This window comes from Streptomyces sp. NBC_00358 (assembly GCF_036099295.1).
In the GTDB taxonomy this organism is placed as follows: domain Bacteria; phylum Actinomycetota; class Actinomycetes; order Streptomycetales; family Streptomycetaceae; genus Streptomyces.
The window spans coordinates 4,635,714-4,653,322 of sequence record NZ_CP107976.1; the positions used below are offsets into that span (position 1 = coordinate 4,635,714).

The following is a 17,609-nucleotide window of genomic DNA, read 5'->3' on the forward strand; positions in this document are numbered from 1 at the left end:
AGGGGTCCGATGAGCTCGATGGACATGCCCGCGGACACGCCACGGCAGACGGCGCGGGCCGCGCACGCCACCATGCCGGATGCGCCCAGGCTCACCTGGTTGACGCTGGCGCTGATGACGACGGCGTCCGTGGCGAGTCTGCGGGCCGCTCCCACCATGGCGGTGTACGGGCTGGCCTGCGTGTTCCTCTACCTCGTCCCGGCGATCGTGTTCCTGCTGCCGACCGCGCTGGTCTCCGCCGAACTCGCCTCCGGCTGGAACGGCGGTGTCTACCGCTGGGTGAGCGAAGGGCTGTCCAAGCCGCTCGGCTTCCTCGCCGTGTGGTGCCAGTTCGCGATGACGATCTTCTACTACCCGAGCCTGCTGGCCTTCGTGGCGAGCACCCTCGCGTACGTCATCGACCCGGCCCTCGCATCGAGCGGCCTCTACACCGCGATCGTCATCATGGTCCTGTACTGGACCGGCGTCTGGGTCTCGTCACGCGGCACCAAGGCCCTCGCGGGGCTGTCCAGTTGGGGCCTGGTCATCGGCACCCTGATCCCCGGCACGATCCTCGTCGTGCTCGGCATGGTCTTCCTGGCCCAGGGCAACCCCTCGGCGGCGCCCATGACGGCGAGCCATCTGCTGCCCCAGTGGACGGGCCTGGCCAGCCTCGTCCTGATCGTCAACAACTTCCTCTCGTACTCCGGCATGGAGATGAACGCCGTCCACGTGTCGTCGCTGAAGAACCCGGCGAAGGAATACCCGAAGTCGATGTTCCTGGCGATGGGCCTGGTACTGCTGATCTTCATCCTGCCCGCGCTGGCCATCAGTTGGGTGGTCCCCTCCGACCAGACCAGCCTCACCGCCGGTGTCATGCAGGCGTTCGACGCGTTCTTCTCGTACTTCGACATCGGCTGGATGACTCCGATCGCGGCGGTGATGCTGATCTCCGCGTCGCTGGCCGGCATGCTGACCTGGCTCGCCGGACCGTCCAAGGGCCTGCTGCAGATCTCCCGCAGCGAGGGCTATCTGCCGCCGTTCCTCCAGCAGTTGAACCGGTTCGGGGTCCAGCAGAACATCCTGGTGACCCAGGGCGTCGTGACCACGGTGATCGCGCTGGGGTACGCCTTCATCCCGAACGTCTCCAACGTGTACTGGATCTTCTCGACGATCACCACGCAGGTGTATCTCATCGTCTACCTGCTGATGTTCGTCGCGGCGATGCGGCTGCGGAAGAACCAGCCCGACCACCCGCGCGGCTACCGCGTCCCCGCGCTCAACGTGCTGTGCGTCGTCGGCCTGCTGTCCTCGGCCGCGGCCATGATCATCGGTTTCGTGCCGCCCTCGCAGTTCGGCGGCGGCAGCGTCCTGGTGTACGTCGTCATCATCGGCTCCGGTCTGGGCATCCTCGGCCTGCTGATCCCGTGGGCCTTCCTGAAGTTCCGCAAGCCCAGTTGGCAGACGCAGGCCGCTCGCGAGGAGGAGGCGGGGGCATGAGTCCCACCCGGTTCGCATCCGAGCACAAGTGGATCTACATCGGCGCGATCGTCCTGCTGCTCACGTTCGTCGTGATCGGGCTCGTGCGCTACGCGGCCATCACGACGAACAGCAAGGCCGCGACGAAGGCCAACGAACTCGCCGACGCCGCCGTGGCGGCCGGCTACCGGCGCCCCGACACCGAGCTGATCGCGAGCGTCCTGGGCACCGACGGCGGCCTGGTCTGCGACGACCCCTCCAGCGCCCTCAAGTCGGCGCTCTGGAAGATCAACGTGTCGAACGGCGCCGCGTTCGTCGGCCAGCGGCCCGTCATCGGCGACGGCAGCGCGCTCAAGGCCGAGGCCGCGATTCTGAAGATCTACTGCCCGGACAAGCTGGACACGTTCCAGGACAGGCTCGACACCCTGAAGACCGACGACACAGTGAGGCAGTGACGGTGTCCGAACTCGCCGAGAAGGTAGCCGGGTTGATGGGCCGCGCCAGGGCGGACCTGGCCGAGCTGGTCGCGATCCCGTCCGTCGCCGACCCGCGCCAGTACCCGCCCGAGGAGTGCCACCGGGCCGCACGATGGGTGGCCGACGCCTTCACCGAGGCGGGGCTGCGGGACGTCCACCTCGCCGAGACGCCCGACGGGAGCCACGCGGTCATCGGCCACCGCCCGCCGCCGCCGGGCGCGCCCACCGTCCTGCTGTACTGCCACTACGACGTGCAGCCGCCGCTGGACGACGACGCCTGGACCACTCCGCCCTTCACCCTCACGGAACGCGACGGCCGCTGGTACGGGCGCGGCACCGCGGACTGCAAGGGCAACATCGTGATGCACCTGACCGCGCTGCGGGCGCTCGGCGACGACATCCCGGTCGGCCTGAAGTTCGTCGCCGAGGGTTCGGAGGAACAGGGCACCGGCGGTCTGGAGAGTTACGTGGCCCAGCACCCGGAGCAGTTCCTCGCCGACGCGCTGCTGGTGTGCGACACCGGCAACGCGGAGGTCGGCACGGGCACCGCCACCGTCACCCTGCGCGGCCTCGCCAATGTCGTCGTCACCGTCGACACGCTGGCCGGAGAGGTGCATTCGGGCATGTTCGGCGGCCCCGCCCCGGACGCGCTCGCCGCGCTGATCCAGTTGCTCGCCACCCTGCGCGACCCGGCCACCGGCGCCACCCGCGTCGACGACCTCGACTGCGAGGGCGGTTGGGAGGGCGCCGGCTACGACGAGAAGCAGTTCCGCGCGGACGCCGGAGTACTGGACGGGGTCCGCCTCACCGGAACCGGCACGGTCGCCGACCGGCTGTGGGCGCGCCCCGCCGTCACCGTCCTCGGCATCGACTGCCCTCCGGTGGTCGGCTCCGCCGCCGCCGTACCACCCACCGCACGGGCCCGGGTGAGTCTGCGGATCCCGCCGGGCACGAACCCGCTCACCGCCCGCGCGGCCCTCACCCGGCACCTCACCGAGGCCGCGCCCTGGGGGGCGCGGGTCACCGTCGAGGACGAGAGCACGGGAGCCCCCTTCCGGGCGGCCACCGACGGGCCCGCCTACACCGCGCTCGGGCGCGCCATGAACGAGGTCTACGGCAGGCCCATGGCCTTCCTCGGCCAGGGCGGCTCCATCCCGCTGTGCAACGTCCTCGCCGAGACCTACCCGCGCGCCGAGATCATCCTCATGGGCGTGGAGGAACCCCGCTGCCTCATCCACGCGCCCAACGAGAGCGTCGACCCGACCGAGATCGAGCACATGGCCCAGGTCGAGGCACTCTTCCTGCGCGCCTACGCGGCCGTGGGGGGCCGCGGCCGCTGACCGTGCCCACCGGCCCGCGCCGCGCCCGGACCCGGCTTGCGGGCGCGCGGACCGCCTGCCTATCGTCGCGCGTATGCAGTCCTACACGATCGGCCAGGCCGCCCGGCTCCTCGGGGTGAGCCCCGACACCGCCCGGCGCTGGGCGGACGCCGGGCGGGTGACCACGCACCGGGACGAGAGCGGACGGCGGCTCATCGAGGGACGCGACCTCGCCGCGTTCTCGGTGGAGCTGGCCGGAGCCGGTGGCGAGGAGGGACTCACCTCCTACACGTCCGTCCGCAACGCCTTTCCCGGCATCGTGACCGCCGTCAAGCTCGGCGATGTCGCGGCCCAGGTGGAGATCCAGGCGGGACCGCACCGGCTGGTCTCCCTGCTGACCCGGGAGGCCGTCGAGGAACTGGGCCTGGAGGTCGGCGTGGAGGCCACCGCCCGGGTCAAGTCGACCAACGTGCACATCGACCGCGCCTGAGCGGCGGCCCGTCCACGGGCCCGTCGTCGCGTACGCGTGGGGGCGCCGGATTCACGAGACCGTCGTCGCGTACGAGGGGCGCCGGATTCAGGAGACCGTCGTCGAGTACGAGTGGGCTCCCGTCCCCGCCAGCGCGCCCCCGTCGACGATCAGGTACTCGTCGCGGATCGGGGTGCCGTCCAGCCAGCACTCCAGGATCTCCCGGGTGCCCGCCGCGTAGCGTGCCTGCGCGGAGAGCGAGGAACCCGAGATGTGCGGGGTCATCCCGTGGTGCGGCACGGTGCGCCAGGGATGGTCGGCGGGCGCCGGCTGCGGATACCAGACATCGCCTCCGTAACCGGCCAACTGCCCGCTGACCAGCGCTCGTTCGACAGCGTCGCGGTCCACGATCCGGGCCCGCGCGGTGTTGATGAGATACGCCCCGCGCTTCATCGTGGCGAGCAGCCCGTCGCCGAACAGGCCCTCGGTCTCCGGGTGCAGCGGCGCGTTGACGGTCACGACGTCGCAGTGCGGGACCATGTCGGCCGCGGTCGGGTGGAAGGTGAGCCCGAGTTCCCGTTCGACGGCCTCCGGCAGCCGGTGCCGGTCCGTGTAGTGGAGCGACACGTCGAAGGGCGCGAGCCGCCGCAGCACCGCGAGACCGATCCGCCCGGCGGCGACCGTGCCGACGTGCATGCCCTCCAGGTCGTACGAACGGGCCACGCAGTCCGCGATGTTCCAGCCGCCGTCGAGCACCACCCGGTGGGCGGGCAGGTAGTCGCGGACGAGCGAGAGCGTGGTCATCACCACGTGTTCGGCCACGCTGATGCTGTTGCAGTACGTCACCTCGGCGACCGTCACCCCGTGCGCGATGGCCGCGTCGAGGTCCACGTGGTCCGAGCCGATCCCGGCCGTGACCGCGAGTTTCAGGTTCTTGGCGGCGGCGATGCGCTCGGGGGTGAGGTACGCGGGCCAGAAGGGCTGGGAGATGACGACGTCCGCGTCGGGCAGCTCCCGGTCGAAGACCGATCCGGTGCCGTCCTTGTCGGAGGTGACGACCAGGGTGTGACCGCGCTCCTCCAGGAAGCGGCGCAGACCGAGTTCGCCGGTCACGCTGCCGAGCAGCCGCCCCGGGACGAAGTCCGTGCCCTTCGGGGTGGGAGCCGTCTGACCGCCGGGGTAGTGGTCGATGACCGGGAGGTCGTCCCGGGCGTACGTCGTCGGGTATCCGTCGGCCGGGTCGTCGTACAGCACGCAGAGCACCTTGGCCATGTCGCGGCTCTCCTCAACTCCGTTGTACGTAAGGTGCTTTCACCATCCTCGGAGTCAAATGCGCTGGTCAAAGCGAACGTTGCTATGTGCTGATAGCCGCGGGCTATGAACCCGCCTCCCCCAGGTGCGCCTTCAGCAGCGAGTCCAGCGCGTCGCGCACCCCCGCCTCCCGGGCCACCCTCAACAGCGCCTGCGCCAGCACCGATTCGGGCTCGTGCCGGGCGACCACGATGCCGACCCGGGGCCCGTGCGCGGGACCTTCCAGCGGCACCACCCGCATCCCCCGCGGCACCCCGAACATGTGCAGCCAGGCGTGCGAGATCACGCTCGACCAACGGCCGCCGGGCAACTGCGCGTACAGCCCCGCGACCGTGTCCGACTCGATCGCCGGAGCCGCCCGCGCACCGTCCGCGGCGAAGTACTCGTCGATGATCCGGCGGTTGCGCATCCGCGGGCTCAGCAGACACAGCGGGAGACCGGCCGCCTCCGCCCAGCGGGCCCTCGCCGCGCCGGCCAGCGGTCCGTCCACCGGCGTGAGCAGCACGTACCGCTCCTCGTACAGCGGGAAGCGCCGGACGTGCCGCAGGTCGTCGTCGTCGAGATACGTCATCGCCGCGTCGAGCTCGAACTCGGCGAGCCCGTGCGAGATCTGCGCCGAGGACAGCGACTCCAGGCTGACCCGGGCCCGTGTGTGGCGCTCGCAGAACGGGGTGGTCAGCAGGGACGCGGCGGGCAGCGCGGTGGGCACGATACCGAGGCGCAGGGTGCCGGTCAGACCACCGCGCAGCGCCGACAGCTCCTGGCGCAGGGCGTCCCGTTCGGCGAGGATGCGGTGCGCCCAGGCCAGGACGACCTCGCCCTCCGGGGTGAGCCCCTCGTACCGTCGGCCGCGGCGCACGATCGGTACGTCCAGCTCGTGTTCGAGCCGGCGGATCGCGGCGGACAGCGACGGCTGCGACACGAAGCAGGCCGCCGCCGCCCGTGCGAAGTGCCGCTCCCGGGCGAGCGCGACCAGGTACTCCAGCCGACGCAGCAGCACGCGCCACCTCCCGTAGGCGGGCCAGGGTCGCAGACACGGGGCGGCCCTGTCACGACCCCGGCCGGCTCACGCCACCGGCCGGCTCACGACCCGGCCCTCACAACCCCGCCGGGTACCGGCCGTCCACCCGGATGGTGTTGATGCCACTGATGTGCCGGGCCCCGCAGCGGTCCTGCGGCAGGACCAGTTGCGGGCCCGCCCGGTCCAGCGGGGTGCCGTCGATGGCGACCGCGAGCAGCACCGGGGCGTCCGCGAAGTCGGGGTCGATCTCGGCCCAGGTGAGCAGCGCGTGATGACCGTCCGCGCCCGCCACCGCGATGAGGAAGCGCAGCCGGTCCTTGCGGCGGGCCGGATCGAAGCTTGGCCCGGCGTCCCGCAGCACGTCGTGCAGCCGCGGGCCCTCGAAACCGTGGTGCCGCACTCCGCTGGTGGCGCACTCGAAGCTGACCCGGACCCGGTGCTGGGGCCACATGAGCAGGTCGGGCACGGTCAGCCGGACCGGGCGGGCGAGGTCGCCGGTCAGCGCGAGCTCGGCGAGCGGGGGAGCCGGCGGCGTCGGCTGTGTCAGGGACTGGCTCACTGGGCAGCACCTCCCGCAGGACCGTACCCAGCGGACGGTCCCGTACAAACGCACATGCGTACATCCGAAGGCCGTACGTACAGCTCATGCGATGCGACAGGAGACTTACAGCTCGCATATGCGGAAGTATGATCTGCGTATAACAGAACGTGAGCTCATGACTGATGATCACGCCGGGGGCTTCAGCGAGCCTCAGAGTTTCCGAGGGAGTAGATCCGTGATGACCCGATCCGCGCGCCGGACCCGCCGCACCAGCCGCACCCTGCAGGTGGCCGGCGTCGGAGCCGCCGCGCTGCTGGCCCTGAGCGCCTGCTCCTCCTCCGACGGCAAGTCCGACTCCTCGGGCAAGGCGAAGTCGTCGGCCTCGACGTCCTCCTCGCCGAAGCTCTCCGGCACCGTGACCGTGTTCGCCGCCGCCTCCCTGAAGGAGAGCTTCACGGCCCTCGGCCAGCAGTTCGAGAAGGCCCACCCGGGCACCAAGGTCACCTTCAGCTTCGGCGGCAGCGACTCCCTCGCCGCGAGCATCACGGGCGGCGCCCCGGCGGACGTCTTCGCCGCGGCCAGCCCGAAGACAATGGCGATCGTGACCGACAAGAAGGACGCGGCGACCGCCCCCGCCACCTTCGTGCGCAACCAGCTGGAGATCGCCACCCTGCCCGGCAACCCGGACAAGGTCGCCTCCCTGAAGGACCTCACCAAGTCCGGCCTCAAGGTCGTCCTGTGCGACAAGACGGTGCCGTGCGGCGCCGCCGCGCAGAAGGCGCTGACCGCGAGCAAGCTGAAGCTCACCCCGGCGTCCTACGAGCAGGACGTCAAGAGCGCCCTGACCAAGGTGGAGCTGAAGGAGGCCGACGCGGCGGTCGTGTACAAGACCGATGTGAAGGCCGCGGGTGACAAGGTGGAGGGCGTGGAGTTCCCCGAGTCGGCCGACGCCATCAACGACTACCCGATCGCCCTGCTCAAGGACGCGCCCAACGCGGCGGCGGCCAAGGCGTTCATCGAGCTGGTGCGGTCCGCGGAGGGCCAGAAGGTGCTGACGGCGGCGGGCTTCCTGCAGCCCACGTCCTGACCTCCGCCCCCCTGGCAGCCGCACCCGTCGGCCCTGTCCGGGCACCCGAACCCCGTCTCCTGAAGCCATGAGTGATCCCGTGACCTCGCTCGACAAGTCCGACGCCGCGGCCGACACCCTCACGGGTGGGCCGCGGCTCGGCCGTGGCCGGACGCGGGGCCGGGCGGGCGGGCGGATCCGTGGCGGGGCACCGCTTCCCCTGCTGCTCCCGGCTCTCGTCGGGCTCGCGTTCCTGCTCCTCCCGCTTCTGGCGCTGCTCGTCCGGGCGCCCTGGCACAACCTGCCGGAACAACTGGCCGAGCCCGAGGTCTGGCAGGCCCTCCGGCTGTCCCTGTTCTCGGCCACGGCCGCCACGGTGGTGTGCCTGGTCCTCGGTGTGCCGCTCGCCTGGCTGCTGGCGCGTACGCGGTTCCCCGGGCGCGGGCTCGTCCGGGCACTGGTCACGCTGCCGCTCGTGCTGCCCCCGGTGGTCGGCGGTGTCGCGCTGCTGCTGGCCCTCGGCCGCAACGGCGTCGTCGGGCACCTGCTCGACTCCTGGTTCGGGATCACCCTCCCGTTCACCACGGCCGGGGTGGTCGTGGCCGAGGCCTTCGTGGCGATGCCGTTCCTGGTGATCAGCGTGGAAGGCACCCTGCGGGCGGCCGACCCGCGCTACGAGGAGGCCGCCATGACCCTGGGCGCCTCCCGCTTCACCGCGTTCCGCCGGGTCACCCTGCCCCTCATCGCGCCGGGCATCGCCGCCGGTTCCGTCCTGGCCTGGGCCCGCGCGCTGGGCGAGTTCGGCGCGACGATCACCTTCGCGGGCAACTTCCCGGGCCGTACCCAGACCATGCCGCTGGCCGTCTATCTGGCCCTGCAGAGCGACCCGGACGCCGCGATCGCCCTGAGCCTCGTCCTGCTCGTGGTGTCGATCGCGGTTCTCGCCGGTCTGCGGGACCGCTGGATGACGGCGGGGGCGTCATGACGGACGTCCCGACGAACGCGAACCTCACGACCGGCAAGGGCCTCGACGCCCGTCTCGTCGTCGAGCGCGGCCCGTTCCGCCTCGACATCGAACTGACCGCAGGACCCGGTGACGTCGTCGCGCTGCTCGGGCCGAACGGCGCGGGCAAGACGACCGCGCTGCGCGCGCTCGCCGGGCTCACCCCGCTGTCCGAGGGCGGCCGGCTGCGGCTGGACGGCGTCCCCCTGGACCGCACACCGCCCGAGTCCCGCCCGGTCGGCGTCGTCTTCCAGGACTACCTGCTCTTCCCGCATCTGTCCGCGCTCGACAACGTCGCCTTCGGACCGCGCTGCCAGGGCGTGTCCAAGGCGGAGGCGCGGAAGCAGGCAGCCGTCTGGCTGGAGCGCATGGGCCTCGCCGACCACGCGGGGGCCAAGCCCCGCCGGCTCTCCGGCGGACAGGCGCAACGGGTCGCGGTCGCCCGCGCCCTCGCCACCCGCCCCCGGCTGCTGCTGCTCGACGAACCGCTCGCCGCGCTGGACGCCCGCACGCGCCTGGACGTCCGCGCCCAACTCCGGCACCATCTGGCCGACTTCGAGGCCGTCGCCGTCCTCGTGACGCACGACCCGCTGGACGCGATGGTGCTGGCCGACCGGCTCGTGGTCGTCGAGGACGGCCGGGTCGTCCAGGAGGGCAGCCCGTCGGACATCGCCCGCCGGCCGCGCACGGACTACATCGCCCAGTTGGTCGGCCTCAACCTCTACCGGGGCGAGGCCGGGGGCCACACCGTACGGCTGGAGGCGGGCCCGGCGATCACCACGACCGAGACACTCGACGGGCCCGTCTTCGTGGCGTTCCCGCCGAGCGCCGTCACGCTCCACCGCGACCGCCCCACCGGCACCAGCGCCCGGAACCTGTGGCAGTGCCAGGTGGCCGGTCTGGAGACGCACGGCGACCAGATCCGCGCGGACCTCACCGGCGAACTCCCGCTCGCCGCCGACCTGACGACGGTCGCCGCGGCGGAACTCGACCTGCACCCCGGCGCTGCCGTCTGGGCCACCGTGAAGGCGGCCCAGACGCACGCGTATCCGGCCTAGCGTCCGCTCCCGGGCCTGAGGACCGCCGGCCCTACTCCCCGGGCGGGACAGCCGTCGCGCGGACCATCACGCAGTCGAACTCCACCACCCGTCCGGTCGCCGCCTCCCGTGACACCGGGTACATGCCGGTGATCTCGAAGCCGGCCTCCTCGTACACCGCGACGGCCTCGCCCATCCGGGGACTGCCCTCGTACAGCCGCAGCGTCGCGACCTCCGACTGCATCCCCACGAACTCCGCGGCGCGCTCTCCGGCGCCGGCGAACACCTCCAGGTCGTAGCCCTGGGTGTCCATCTTCAGATAGGGGCGGGGGTCGGTGATCCCGGCGAGCGCCTTGTCCATCATCCCGTCGAGACGGCGGACCTCGATGTCCTCGGTACGGGTCTTGGCGAAGCGCTTGTAGCGGTCCTTCCCGTAATCACTGGGCGCGAGAAGGGAGTTCATGGTGTTCCAGCCCACATGGATGGACTGGGTGGTGTCCTCCCGTCCGAGGCCGACCTGGTGCACCTGCCAGTCGGGGTCTCCCTCGGCCGCCTTCCGGAGCTTGCCGAACGCCTCCGCGGTCGGCTCGAAGGAGACGATCCGGCCGGTGTAGCCGAGGCGGCGCAACTGGCGTCCGTACTGGCCGGAGTTGGCCCCCACGTCGAAGACGCAGTTCACCTCGTAGCGGTCGAGCAGGGCGGTCACGTGCTGGCCGCAGAGATAGGCCGCGGCCGACAACTGGAACTTGCGTTCGTCGGCCGCCGTCTCCTTCTCGTCGAGCAGGAGACGGGCGCCGGTGTCACCCAGCGGAACGTGCTTCCAGGCCGCCGTCCGCCCGCGCAGCACCAGATCGGCGCCCTTGCCCAGGGCGACGCGTCTGCGCACACCGCGCCGGTAGACCACCGCGGCTCCCGATCCGAGGTCCAGCACCTGCACCCCTACGCGGGGAAGCAGACCTAGCAGCTTTCTGTGAAGCGTCGCCATGACCCACACCCTGTCAGACGGACACGCGTGTCCACCGGGAGTTGGTTGAACCCCTTCCGACCGCGTGATAGAGGCAGGGGATGACCTCTCCTGAGACCGGCATCCCGGAACTGGCCGCCGCCCTGGACATGCGACCCCATCCGGAGGGCGGCTGGTTCGTCGAGACCTGGACCGCGCCGCAGGCCTTCCGGCCCGACGGCTACCCGGGCCCCCGCGCCGCCGCCTCCGCCATCTACTTCCTCCTCGCCCCCGGCGACACCTCCGCCTGGCACACCGTCCGCTCCGACGAACTCTGGCTGTGGCACCGCGGCGGTCCCCTGGACGTGCTCCTCGGCGGCGACGGAACGACCCCCCAGTCCACCCCGCAGGTCGTCCGCCTCGGCCCGCGTGTCGAGGCGGGGGAGCGCCCCCAGGTCCTCGTCCCCGGCGGCGTCTGGCAGTCCGCCCGCCCGGCCGGCGACCAGGAGGTTCTGGTCAGTTGCGTGGTGGCGCCCGGCTTCGACTACGACGACTTCCGTCTGCTGGACTCCGGGCGCTGATCGAACCCCTACGCGCTGTGGCGGCTTTGTGACGCAGGTCGTTGGTTGCCGATCGCCCGGGTGGGGCATCACCCGAAGGCAGGGCCTGCCGCGCACCGGTTCGCGCGGGGCCCCGGTCGACGGGGACGGAGTCGTCGGCCGGGTGCTGGTTGCCCTGGAGGGGGAAGAGAGGTGTCAGTCATGCGTGCGCACCAGCGCACCGTCCGGCCGACCGCCCGCGTGGAGTACACACTGCCGCGTACGGCCGTCTCGGCGGGCAGGGCCCGCAAGCTGACGACGGCGTTCCTGACCCGGCCGCGTCCACGGCTCGCGTCGCCGACCGCAGACCAGGTGGACGACGCCACGCTGATCGCCTCCGAGCTCGTCGCCAACGCCGTACGGCACGGCCGCAGCGGTTGCAGGCTGAGGCTGCAACTGGGGCACGGAAGGGTGACGGTCGAGGTCCGCGACGACAGTCCCGGACGGCCGCGGGTCGGCGTCCTGGACGCCGAATCGGAGAGCGGGCGGGGCCTGGCCATGGTCCAGCAGCTCGCCCACAGCCTGGAGGTCGTCAGTACGGGCCTGGGCGGCAAGACCGTCCGCGCGGTCCTGGCGGTGTAGTCGGTCGATGGGCCGAGTTTGGCGCCGCCAAAAACGGGAACAGGTCACCGAAAAAAATTCATCGCCCATTCAATGACCGCGGAAAAAGCAGATGGCCGACACCCACACCTTGCGGTGCGGATGCCGGCCATCCGGCGTCCCAGACTAGGCGGGGACGATGTTCTCCGCCTGCGGGCCCTTCTGGCCCTGCGTGACGTCGAAGGTCACCTTCTGGCCTTCCTGGAGCTCACGGAAGCCAGAGGTGGCGATGTTCGAGTAGTGAGCGAAGACGTCGGCGCCGCCGCCATCCTGCTCGATGAAGCCGAAGCCCTTTTCCGCGTTGAACCACTTCACGGTGCCAGTAGCCATGTCAAATCTCCTTCGGGGCAAAGCTCGAAGGTCCACACTGTGTGGACCTGCGTCGCCGCAATGATTGCCCCAACCGGAATGCACCGGAAAAACTTTGGGAACCACAACTGCAACTGAAATCGACAGTAGCACGCTACGGGCCTCGAAGGTGGCGCACTATCTCACCCTGGCGTGGGGAATAACAAAACCTCGCGGGCCCGTGCACCAAATTCTGTATCGGCCGGAGCAGATATCCCGGAACCGGCCGAGAAACGGCCTCAGAGGCCCTCTGACGTCGCCCGACGTCGGCGCTCAGGCGTCCTGCGGTGTCGACCCGCGCAGCTCCGCGTTGATCCGCAGGGCTTCGTCGAGGCAGTCCTCCAGCGTGACGATCCGGCAGGCGGCCTCGACGGGCGTTCCCTGGTCGACGAGATCCCGGGCGCGGGCCGCGACCCGCAGTTGATTGCGGGAGTAACGGCGGTGGCCGCCGTCGGAGCGCAGCGGCGTGATCAGCCCCGCCTCCCCGACGGCCCGCAGGAACGCGGGGGTGGCGTCGATCAGCTCGGCGGCACGACCCATCGTGTAGGCGGGGTACTCGTCGTCGTCGAACCGGTCGGTGGGGCTCATGGTGCTTCCCTGGGGCGCGTGCATCACCTTCCACTTTGGCAGATCCCGTGCGGTACCGGCCGGGGGCACCCGGCATCGGTCCGGTGACATCCGCGCGCCGCACTCACCCGGACGGCCCGGTGCGCTGGTGGGAGGGCGTGGCCGGTGATGGCGTGGGGGCACACAGCCCGACCTCGGGACCGTCCTCGGGAGGCCCTCGCATGAACCGTCCGTCCTGTCTCCTGGCATCCGCCCTGACCGCGGGGATGCTGCTCTCGACGGCCGCCTGCTCGAACGGCGGCGGTGACGGCGGCGGCTCCGGCCGTACGGACTCCTCCGCGTCCCCCGCCTCCGCGTCCCCCGTCCCCGCCTCTCCCGTGGCCGAGGAGTCCGGCTCCGCGTCGCCCTCGCCCTCCCCTTCCGTCCGGGAGCTCACCAAGGCCGAGGCCCAGTCCGCGCTGATCACCAACTCCGACCTCGGTTCGCAGTGGGACGAGTCGAAGGGCGTGGCGGCCTGGCACGACACGCTGCTCAAGAGCAAGGTCGACGAGGCCGACTTCGTCACCGACAAGGCGAACGCCAAGCAGTGCCAGAAGCTGCTGGACGGTCTGTACAGCGAGAACCTGCTGGGCAAGCCGCAGGGAGCCAGTGCCGTCACCGGCTTCGACGACAGCGACAACGACGCCCAGATGCGCTACGAGGTCGCCTCGTACGGGAAGAGCTCACTGGACACGCAGCTGAAGTGGCTGAAGACGCTGCCGGACATCTGCGACCAGTTCACGGCCGTCGACGGCAACGGCGACAAGCAGACCGTCCAGGTCGTCTCGACGCATCTGCCCGACGTGGGGGACGCCCGCCAGGGCCTCCAGGTCACGATGAGCGGCAAGCTGGAGGGCGACCCCGAGACCCTGACGCTCGACTTCGCCGCGGTCCGGGTCGGCGACAGCGCCCTGTCCCTCACCAACGGCGGCCTCTCCGGTACCGAGCACCAGTCCACGGAGCAGGCGGTCCAGGCCGGCACGAACCGCCTGAAGGACGTCCTGGCGGGGAAGTCGCCCGCCCCGACACAGGGCTGAGGCCGAGGACCGGCACGATCACCGACGAGATACGCGGTGACGCCGCTCCCCGCACGGACGGGAGCGGCGCCCCCGCGTTCCACCGACCACCTGACCCTGCCCCCTCCCCCCTCTCCCCCCTTCCCCTCTCCTCGGCGATCTCGGGACCCGTCAGACCGTTGTTGAGCATGCGCAGGGTCTGGTCGTGCAGGTACGCGTACAGGTCGCGCTGCTCGGCGAGGAAGCGGACGACGTCGTCGTGCCCCCAGGTCGGCCAGTGGTGGGAGGCGAAGGCGACGTCGTAGGTGCCGTCGAAGAAGTCGATGGCCTCGTCGAGGTAGCGGGCCCACTGCCGGGCGTCGCGGACCAGGGCGCCGCGCAGGGTGAGCAGGTTGTGCATGTTGTGCGTGGCGTTCTCCGCCAGGCACAGGGCCCGCCGGTCCGGGAAGAGGAAGTTCATCTCGGCCGGGGCCTCGGTGCCGGGGGTGACCTGGAAGACGATCCGCACGCCGTCGACCGTCTCCGTCTGGCCGGTGCGGGTGATGTCCAGGGTCGGCGGTACGAGCGTCAGGGTGCCGCTGGAGACCGCGGGGCCGAGCCCCGTGCTGATCTGGCCGTCGGGCGCCTTGGGCAGATGGTCGCCGTACATGTAGCCGGCGCGGCGGATCATGGCGTTGCCCGCGTGGACGTTCTCGCTGACCGCGTGCTCCAGGAAGCCCTCCGGCGCGATGACCGGGACGCCCTCCTCCGTGCCGTGCGGCAGCACTCCGCGGGCGCCGCCGAAGTGGTCGGCGTGCGAGTGGGTGTAGATCAGACCGGTGACGGGGCGTGCTCCCCGGTGCTCGCGGTACAGGGCGAGCGCGGCGGCGGCGGTCTCCGCGCAGAGCAGCGGATCGATGACGATCACTCCGCGGTCGCCCTCGACGAGTGTCATGTTGGAGATGTCGAGGCCCCGTACCTGGTACACGCCCTCGGTGACCTCGTACAGGCCCCGGCGCGCGCAGAGCTGGGCCTGCCGCCACAGACTCGGATGCGCGGTCCCCGGACACTCACCGTCGAGGAACTCGTACGCCTCGCTGTCCCATCACCCGCCCGTCCTCCGCCCGGACCACAGCGGGCCCGAACACCGCGAGCAACCCCCGGTCGGCGTTCTCGAAGTCGGCGACGTCGTCGAACGGCAGCTCATCACGCGAGGAAGTCGTCATCCACCCAGCCTCGACCGGGGCAGGGCGGGAGGCATGCGGTGTGGGCCGTCGTGCCGGAGGGCAGTCGGTGACACACGTGGCCGGTCCGGGCCGCCACGCACCGCGGCCCCGGCAACCTGTGGTGGGGCTGCCGCGGGCTGAGGTGGCGGGCCGGGGTGTTACGTCATTGCTTGCTAGTCAGAGCCGGTCCATCCGGGTGTAGGGGCTCAGGACGCGGACCTGGCGGGCGCCGAAGTCGACGAGCATCGCGATGCCCTCTTCGACGCCGACGATCGTGCCCAGGCCGTACTGGTCGTGGGAGACGCGGTCTCCGAGGCTGAACTCCTTGGCCACGGGGACGACGGGTGCGGCGAAGGGGCTGGTGGGCAGGTGGCGCCGGGGCGCGGAGGATTTACTCATCGTGATTCCAGTATGGGCCCTATTCCGGTGGGCGGTAGGGCTTGATGGTCTCGATCCCGCTCCGACTCGACGTCCCGCACCGCTCGGGAACGCGGTGGGCGGGGACCCCGGTGTACGGTCCCCGCCCGGCAGGCCGCGCGTTCACTGAGGTCAGCCGTCGGGGCGGCCGGTCCGCGATCATTCCGGTTCGCGGACCGGTTCACCGGGCGCGCCTGTCGTGGACCGGACAGGCCACGGCGGCGGGTCGGGACCCGCCGGAACCGGGGTGCGGACCGTCGGTACGGCGGGGTCCCCGGGGGAGGCGTACGCCCGCGCGGGCGCTCCGCCCGCCCCTCGGGACCCCGGGATGCCGGGGTCCCGCCCGGGGGAACGTGCACCGTGCGGCCGGGCCGGGGCGCCTGCCGCGAGCGGATCCGGGCGGCGCGCACGACTCCCGTCAGCCCCCGGACGTCGCGACGGCGCCCCGGCCCGGCCGCACGGTGACGGGATCGAGCCGGTTCATGACGCCCGCCACCATCTCGGCGGCCGAGTTCGCCGCCGTGGAGGGGAGCTGGGCGATCCGGGCCGGGTGCCGGCCGTGGGCGGGATGCTGGGCGAAGAGGGCGACCGTGGTGGACAGTCTCGCGTCGTACATGGTCTGCCACAGGGTGCGGGTTCCGGCGCCCCCGGTGAACACGCCCCAGGTCCCGCCGGACGGGTGCAGGAGTTTGGTGACGAGCTGCACGGTGGACGGGCCCATCACGGTGCGGGTGCGCGGCCGGGCGGTGTAGAGGGTCCGGCCGTCCCGGGTGATCCTCTGGACGGTGTACGGCTCGGCGTAGGTGCCGCCGGCCGCCGCCGTGGCGTACGCCGCCGACAGCGAGAGCGGAGTGGGCGCGGCGCGCTTGGGAAGGTCGGCCAGGGGAGGGCCGAGCCTGGCCCGGGTGAACGGCTCCATCGCCGTACCCGCCTCCACCGCTCCGGCCAGCGCGTCGTTGAACGGCTGCCGGGCGTAGTCCGCGCCCCCGTACAGCACGCGGATCGCGCCGTCGCCCGGCACCAGCGCCACGATCGTGGAGTGCAGGCTGACGCCCTTGACGCCCGCCGGATCGGCGGCCGATTCCGCCGCCGCGTCCTGGGCGGCGAGGTCGAAGGTGGTGCGGACGGTGTATCCGCCGCGAGCCAGTTCGTCCTGGGTGATGCCGAGCCGGTCCGCGGCCTCCGCGGCGGCGACGTCGATCAGGTACTGGCGCTGGCCGTCCGTGGCCCCGGGCGGATAGAAGCGGAACGCCGGAAGGCGGGCCGCGGCGCGCTGCGCCGGTGTGATCGCCCCGCTGTCGGCCATCGCGTCCAGCACCCACTCCCAGCGGCGCGTGAGTTTCGCCGTCACGGCCGCGTCCGAGCCCGCCTTCTCGTAGTACGAGGGGATGTTGATGACGGCGGCGAGGGCGGCGCCCTGGCTGACCGTCAGCCTGGCGGCGTCGACGCCGAAGTAGTTGCGCGCCGCGGCCTGGATGCCCGCGGCGCCGCGGCCGAAGTAGACCGTGTTGAGGTAGCCCTCCAGGATCTCGTTCTTGGACCGGGTGCGGTCCAGTTTGACCGCGATCAGCGCCTCGCGCGCCTTGCGGGACAGCGACTGCTGGGGACTGAGCAGGGCGTTCTTCACGTACTGCTGGGTGATCGTGGAGCCGCCCTGCCGGCCGCCGCCGCTCAGCGTCGACCAGGCCGCCCGGACGATCGCGGTCGGCGAGACCCCGGTGTCCGTACGGAAGGAACGATTCTCCGCGGCGATCACCGCCTCCTGGACATGCCTCGGCACCTGGGCGAGCGGGACCGCCTGCCGGTCCACCGGACCGCGCCGCCCCAGATAGTCACCCCGGCTGTCGACGAAGACCGTGCTCTGCATCGCCGTCTCCGGGTGCGGCTCGGGAATCAGGGTGAGCCGGTACGCCACCACCACCGCGCCCGCGAGCGTGAGCACGAGGGCCAGCAGGACGGTCAGCGCGCGGCGCAGCCGACGGCCGCGGGTACGGCGGGCCTTCACGCGCCGGGCCCGCAGGACGCGGCCGAGCCCGGACCGGACGCGGACGCGGGGGCCCGGGGGCGCGCTCGCCGCGGCGCCGGCGGTCCCGCTCCCGGCCCGTGTCCCACGCCAGGACGGCATCCCGCGCGCGGCCCGTGAACCCCGCACAGCCCGTGAACCCCTCACAGGT

18 protein-coding genes and 1 pseudogene are annotated in these 17,609 nt (G+C 71.7%); 10 read left to right on the forward strand and 9 right to left on the reverse strand.

Annotation, left to right across the window (positions count from 1 at the left end; translation table 11 throughout):
- The first annotated feature begins 9 nt into the window (after positions 1 to 9).
- The 4 genes from OHT01_RS19520 (at position 10) to OHT01_RS19535 (ending at position 3,743) form a co-directional block, all read left to right on the forward strand.
- Positions 10 to 1,479 (forward strand): APC family permease, encoded by a 1,470-nt coding sequence (locus tag OHT01_RS19520; protein WP_328554421.1) that lies wholly within the window; start codon positions 10 to 12, stop codon positions 1,477 to 1,479.
- Positions 1,476 to 1,913, forward strand: coding sequence for a hypothetical protein (locus OHT01_RS19525; RefSeq protein WP_328554422.1), 438 nt, complete (start codon positions 1,476 to 1,478; stop codon positions 1,911 to 1,913). Before OHT01_RS19520 ends, OHT01_RS19525 begins: the two co-directional genes overlap by 4 nt.
- A 35-nt stretch (positions 1,914 to 1,948) precedes the next feature.
- Entirely contained in the window at positions 1,949 to 3,274 is a 1,326-nt protein-coding gene (locus OHT01_RS19530; protein WP_328558177.1) for a dipeptidase, read from the forward strand.
- Between the two features lie 73 nt (positions 3,275 to 3,347).
- A complete protein-coding gene (locus OHT01_RS19535; protein WP_328554423.1) occupies positions 3,348 to 3,743 on the forward strand; it encodes a TOBE domain-containing protein in 396 nt (131 codons plus the stop codon).
- An 87-nt stretch (positions 3,744 to 3,830) separates the two neighbouring features.
- Here OHT01_RS19535 and OHT01_RS19540 read toward each other — a convergent pair whose 3' ends face one another.
- From OHT01_RS19540 to OHT01_RS19550, 3 genes are all read right to left on the reverse strand, one after another.
- Complete coding sequence (locus OHT01_RS19540) at positions 3,831 to 4,994, reverse strand: NAD-dependent formate dehydrogenase (RefSeq protein ID WP_328554424.1); 1,164 nt, start codon at positions 4,992 to 4,994, stop codon at positions 3,831 to 3,833.
- A 103-nt stretch (positions 4,995 to 5,097) separates the two neighbouring features.
- On the reverse strand, positions 5,098 to 6,033 hold the full coding sequence (locus OHT01_RS19545) for a LysR family transcriptional regulator (protein WP_328554425.1): 936 nt from the start codon (positions 6,031 to 6,033) through the stop codon (positions 5,098 to 5,100).
- A gap of 97 nt (positions 6,034 to 6,130) precedes the next feature.
- Positions 6,131 to 6,613 (reverse strand): molybdopterin-dependent oxidoreductase, encoded by a 483-nt coding sequence (locus OHT01_RS19550; RefSeq protein WP_328554426.1) that lies wholly within the window; start codon positions 6,611 to 6,613, stop codon positions 6,131 to 6,133.
- Positions 6,614 to 6,833: 220 nt separating this feature from the next.
- Here OHT01_RS19550 and modA point away from each other — a divergent pair, with 220 nt between their 5' ends.
- The 3 genes from modA (at position 6,834) to OHT01_RS19565 (ending at position 9,722) form a co-directional block, all read left to right on the forward strand.
- The gene (gene modA / locus OHT01_RS19555; protein ID WP_328554427.1) at positions 6,834 to 7,682 is read left to right on the forward strand and encodes a molybdate ABC transporter substrate-binding protein; all 849 of its coding nucleotides are present in this window, start codon (positions 6,834 to 6,836) and stop codon (positions 7,680 to 7,682) included.
- 67 nt (positions 7,683 to 7,749) lie between these two features.
- A complete protein-coding gene (locus OHT01_RS19560; RefSeq protein WP_328554428.1) occupies positions 7,750 to 8,646 on the forward strand; it encodes an ABC transporter permease in 897 nt (298 codons plus the stop codon).
- Positions 8,643 to 9,722, forward strand: coding sequence for an ABC transporter ATP-binding protein (locus OHT01_RS19565; RefSeq protein ID WP_328554429.1), 1,080 nt, complete (start codon positions 8,643 to 8,645; stop codon positions 9,720 to 9,722). Before OHT01_RS19560 ends, OHT01_RS19565 begins: the two co-directional genes overlap by 4 nt.
- Before the next feature lie 31 nt (positions 9,723 to 9,753).
- Here OHT01_RS19565 and OHT01_RS19570 read toward each other — a convergent pair whose 3' ends face one another.
- Positions 9,754 to 10,686, reverse strand: coding sequence for an FkbM family methyltransferase (locus tag OHT01_RS19570; protein WP_328554430.1), 933 nt, complete (start codon positions 10,684 to 10,686; stop codon positions 9,754 to 9,756).
- Positions 10,687 to 10,766: 80 nt separating this feature from the next.
- Between OHT01_RS19570 and OHT01_RS19575 the strand changes: the two genes are divergently transcribed.
- Together OHT01_RS19575 and OHT01_RS19580 are read left to right on the forward strand one after the other, a co-directional pair.
- The gene (locus OHT01_RS19575; RefSeq protein ID WP_328554431.1) at positions 10,767 to 11,225 is read left to right on the forward strand and encodes a cupin domain-containing protein; all 459 of its coding nucleotides are present in this window, start codon (positions 10,767 to 10,769) and stop codon (positions 11,223 to 11,225) included.
- Positions 11,226 to 11,405: 180 nt separating this feature from the next.
- Positions 11,406 to 11,825, forward strand: coding sequence for an ATP-binding protein (locus tag OHT01_RS19580; protein ID WP_328554432.1), 420 nt, complete (start codon positions 11,406 to 11,408; stop codon positions 11,823 to 11,825).
- A gap of 144 nt (positions 11,826 to 11,969) precedes the next feature.
- On the opposite strand, the gene OHT01_RS19585 is transcribed toward OHT01_RS19580, so the two are convergent.
- On the reverse strand, positions 11,970 to 12,173 hold the full coding sequence (locus OHT01_RS19585) for a cold-shock protein (protein WP_020871138.1): 204 nt from the start codon (positions 12,171 to 12,173) through the stop codon (positions 11,970 to 11,972).
- Between the two features lie 291 nt (positions 12,174 to 12,464).
- A complete protein-coding gene (locus OHT01_RS19590) occupies positions 12,465 to 12,779 on the reverse strand; it encodes a MerR family transcriptional regulator (protein ID WP_328554433.1) in 315 nt (104 codons plus the stop codon).
- Between the two features lie 200 nt (positions 12,780 to 12,979).
- Between OHT01_RS19590 and OHT01_RS19595 the strand changes: the two genes are divergently transcribed.
- Positions 12,980 to 13,834 (forward strand): hypothetical protein, encoded by an 855-nt coding sequence (locus OHT01_RS19595; protein WP_328554434.1) that lies wholly within the window; start codon positions 12,980 to 12,982, stop codon positions 13,832 to 13,834.
- Positions 13,835 to 13,964: 130 nt separating this feature from the next.
- Here the strand turns inward: OHT01_RS19595 and OHT01_RS19600 are convergent.
- The 3 genes and pseudogenes from OHT01_RS19600 to OHT01_RS19610 form a co-directional block, all read right to left on the reverse strand.
- Positions 13,965 to 15,018 (reverse strand): annotated as a pseudogene (locus OHT01_RS19600) (alkyl/aryl-sulfatase); the annotation flags it as partial.
- A 177-nt stretch (positions 15,019 to 15,195) separates the two neighbouring features.
- Positions 15,196 to 15,417 carry a hypothetical protein gene (locus OHT01_RS19605; RefSeq protein WP_037614735.1) on the reverse strand — a complete coding sequence of 74 codons (222 nt, stop codon included), beginning with the start codon at positions 15,415 to 15,417 and terminating at the stop codon, positions 15,196 to 15,198.
- Positions 15,418 to 15,853: 436 nt separating this feature from the next.
- Positions 15,854 to 17,587: a transglycosylase domain-containing protein gene (locus OHT01_RS19610; protein WP_328554435.1), complete on the reverse strand. Its 1,734-nt coding sequence runs from the start codon at positions 17,585 to 17,587 to the stop codon at positions 15,854 to 15,856.
- Between the last annotated feature and the right edge of the window lie 22 nt (positions 17,588 to 17,609).

Coding starts and splice junctions, on each gene's coding strand:
- OHT01_RS19575 (WP_328554431.1), top strand. CDS start 10,767: ATGACCTCTCCTGAGACCGGCATCCCGGAACTGGCCGCCGCCCTGGAC.
- OHT01_RS19520 (WP_328554421.1), top strand. CDS start 10: ATGAGCTCGATGGACATGCCCGCGGACACGCCACGGCAGACGGCGCGG.
- OHT01_RS19560 (WP_328554428.1), top strand. CDS start 7,750: ATGAGTGATCCCGTGACCTCGCTCGACAAGTCCGACGCCGCGGCCGAC.
- OHT01_RS19595 (WP_328554434.1), top strand. CDS start 12,980: ATGAACCGTCCGTCCTGTCTCCTGGCATCCGCCCTGACCGCGGGGATG.
- OHT01_RS19585 (WP_020871138.1), bottom strand. CDS start 12,173: ATGGCTACTGGCACCGTGAAGTGGTTCAACGCGGAAAAGGGCTTCGGC.
- OHT01_RS19525 (WP_328554422.1), top strand. CDS start 1,476: ATGAGTCCCACCCGGTTCGCATCCGAGCACAAGTGGATCTACATCGGC.
- modA (WP_328554427.1), top strand. CDS start 6,834: ATGACCCGATCCGCGCGCCGGACCCGCCGCACCAGCCGCACCCTGCAG.
- OHT01_RS19535 (WP_328554423.1), top strand. CDS start 3,348: ATGCAGTCCTACACGATCGGCCAGGCCGCCCGGCTCCTCGGGGTGAGC.
- OHT01_RS19530 (WP_328558177.1), top strand. CDS start 1,949: ATGGGCCGCGCCAGGGCGGACCTGGCCGAGCTGGTCGCGATCCCGTCC.
- OHT01_RS19590 (WP_328554433.1), bottom strand. CDS start 12,779: ATGAGCCCCACCGACCGGTTCGACGACGACGAGTACCCCGCCTACACG.
- OHT01_RS19605 (WP_037614735.1), bottom strand. CDS start 15,417: ATGAGTAAATCCTCCGCGCCCCGGCGCCACCTGCCCACCAGCCCCTTC.
- OHT01_RS19580 (WP_328554432.1), top strand. CDS start 11,406: ATGCGTGCGCACCAGCGCACCGTCCGGCCGACCGCCCGCGTGGAGTAC.
- OHT01_RS19570 (WP_328554430.1), bottom strand. CDS start 10,686: ATGGCGACGCTTCACAGAAAGCTGCTAGGTCTGCTTCCCCGCGTAGGG.
- OHT01_RS19540 (WP_328554424.1), bottom strand. CDS start 4,994: ATGGCCAAGGTGCTCTGCGTGCTGTACGACGACCCGGCCGACGGATAC.
- OHT01_RS19565 (WP_328554429.1), top strand. CDS start 8,643: ATGACGGACGTCCCGACGAACGCGAACCTCACGACCGGCAAGGGCCTC.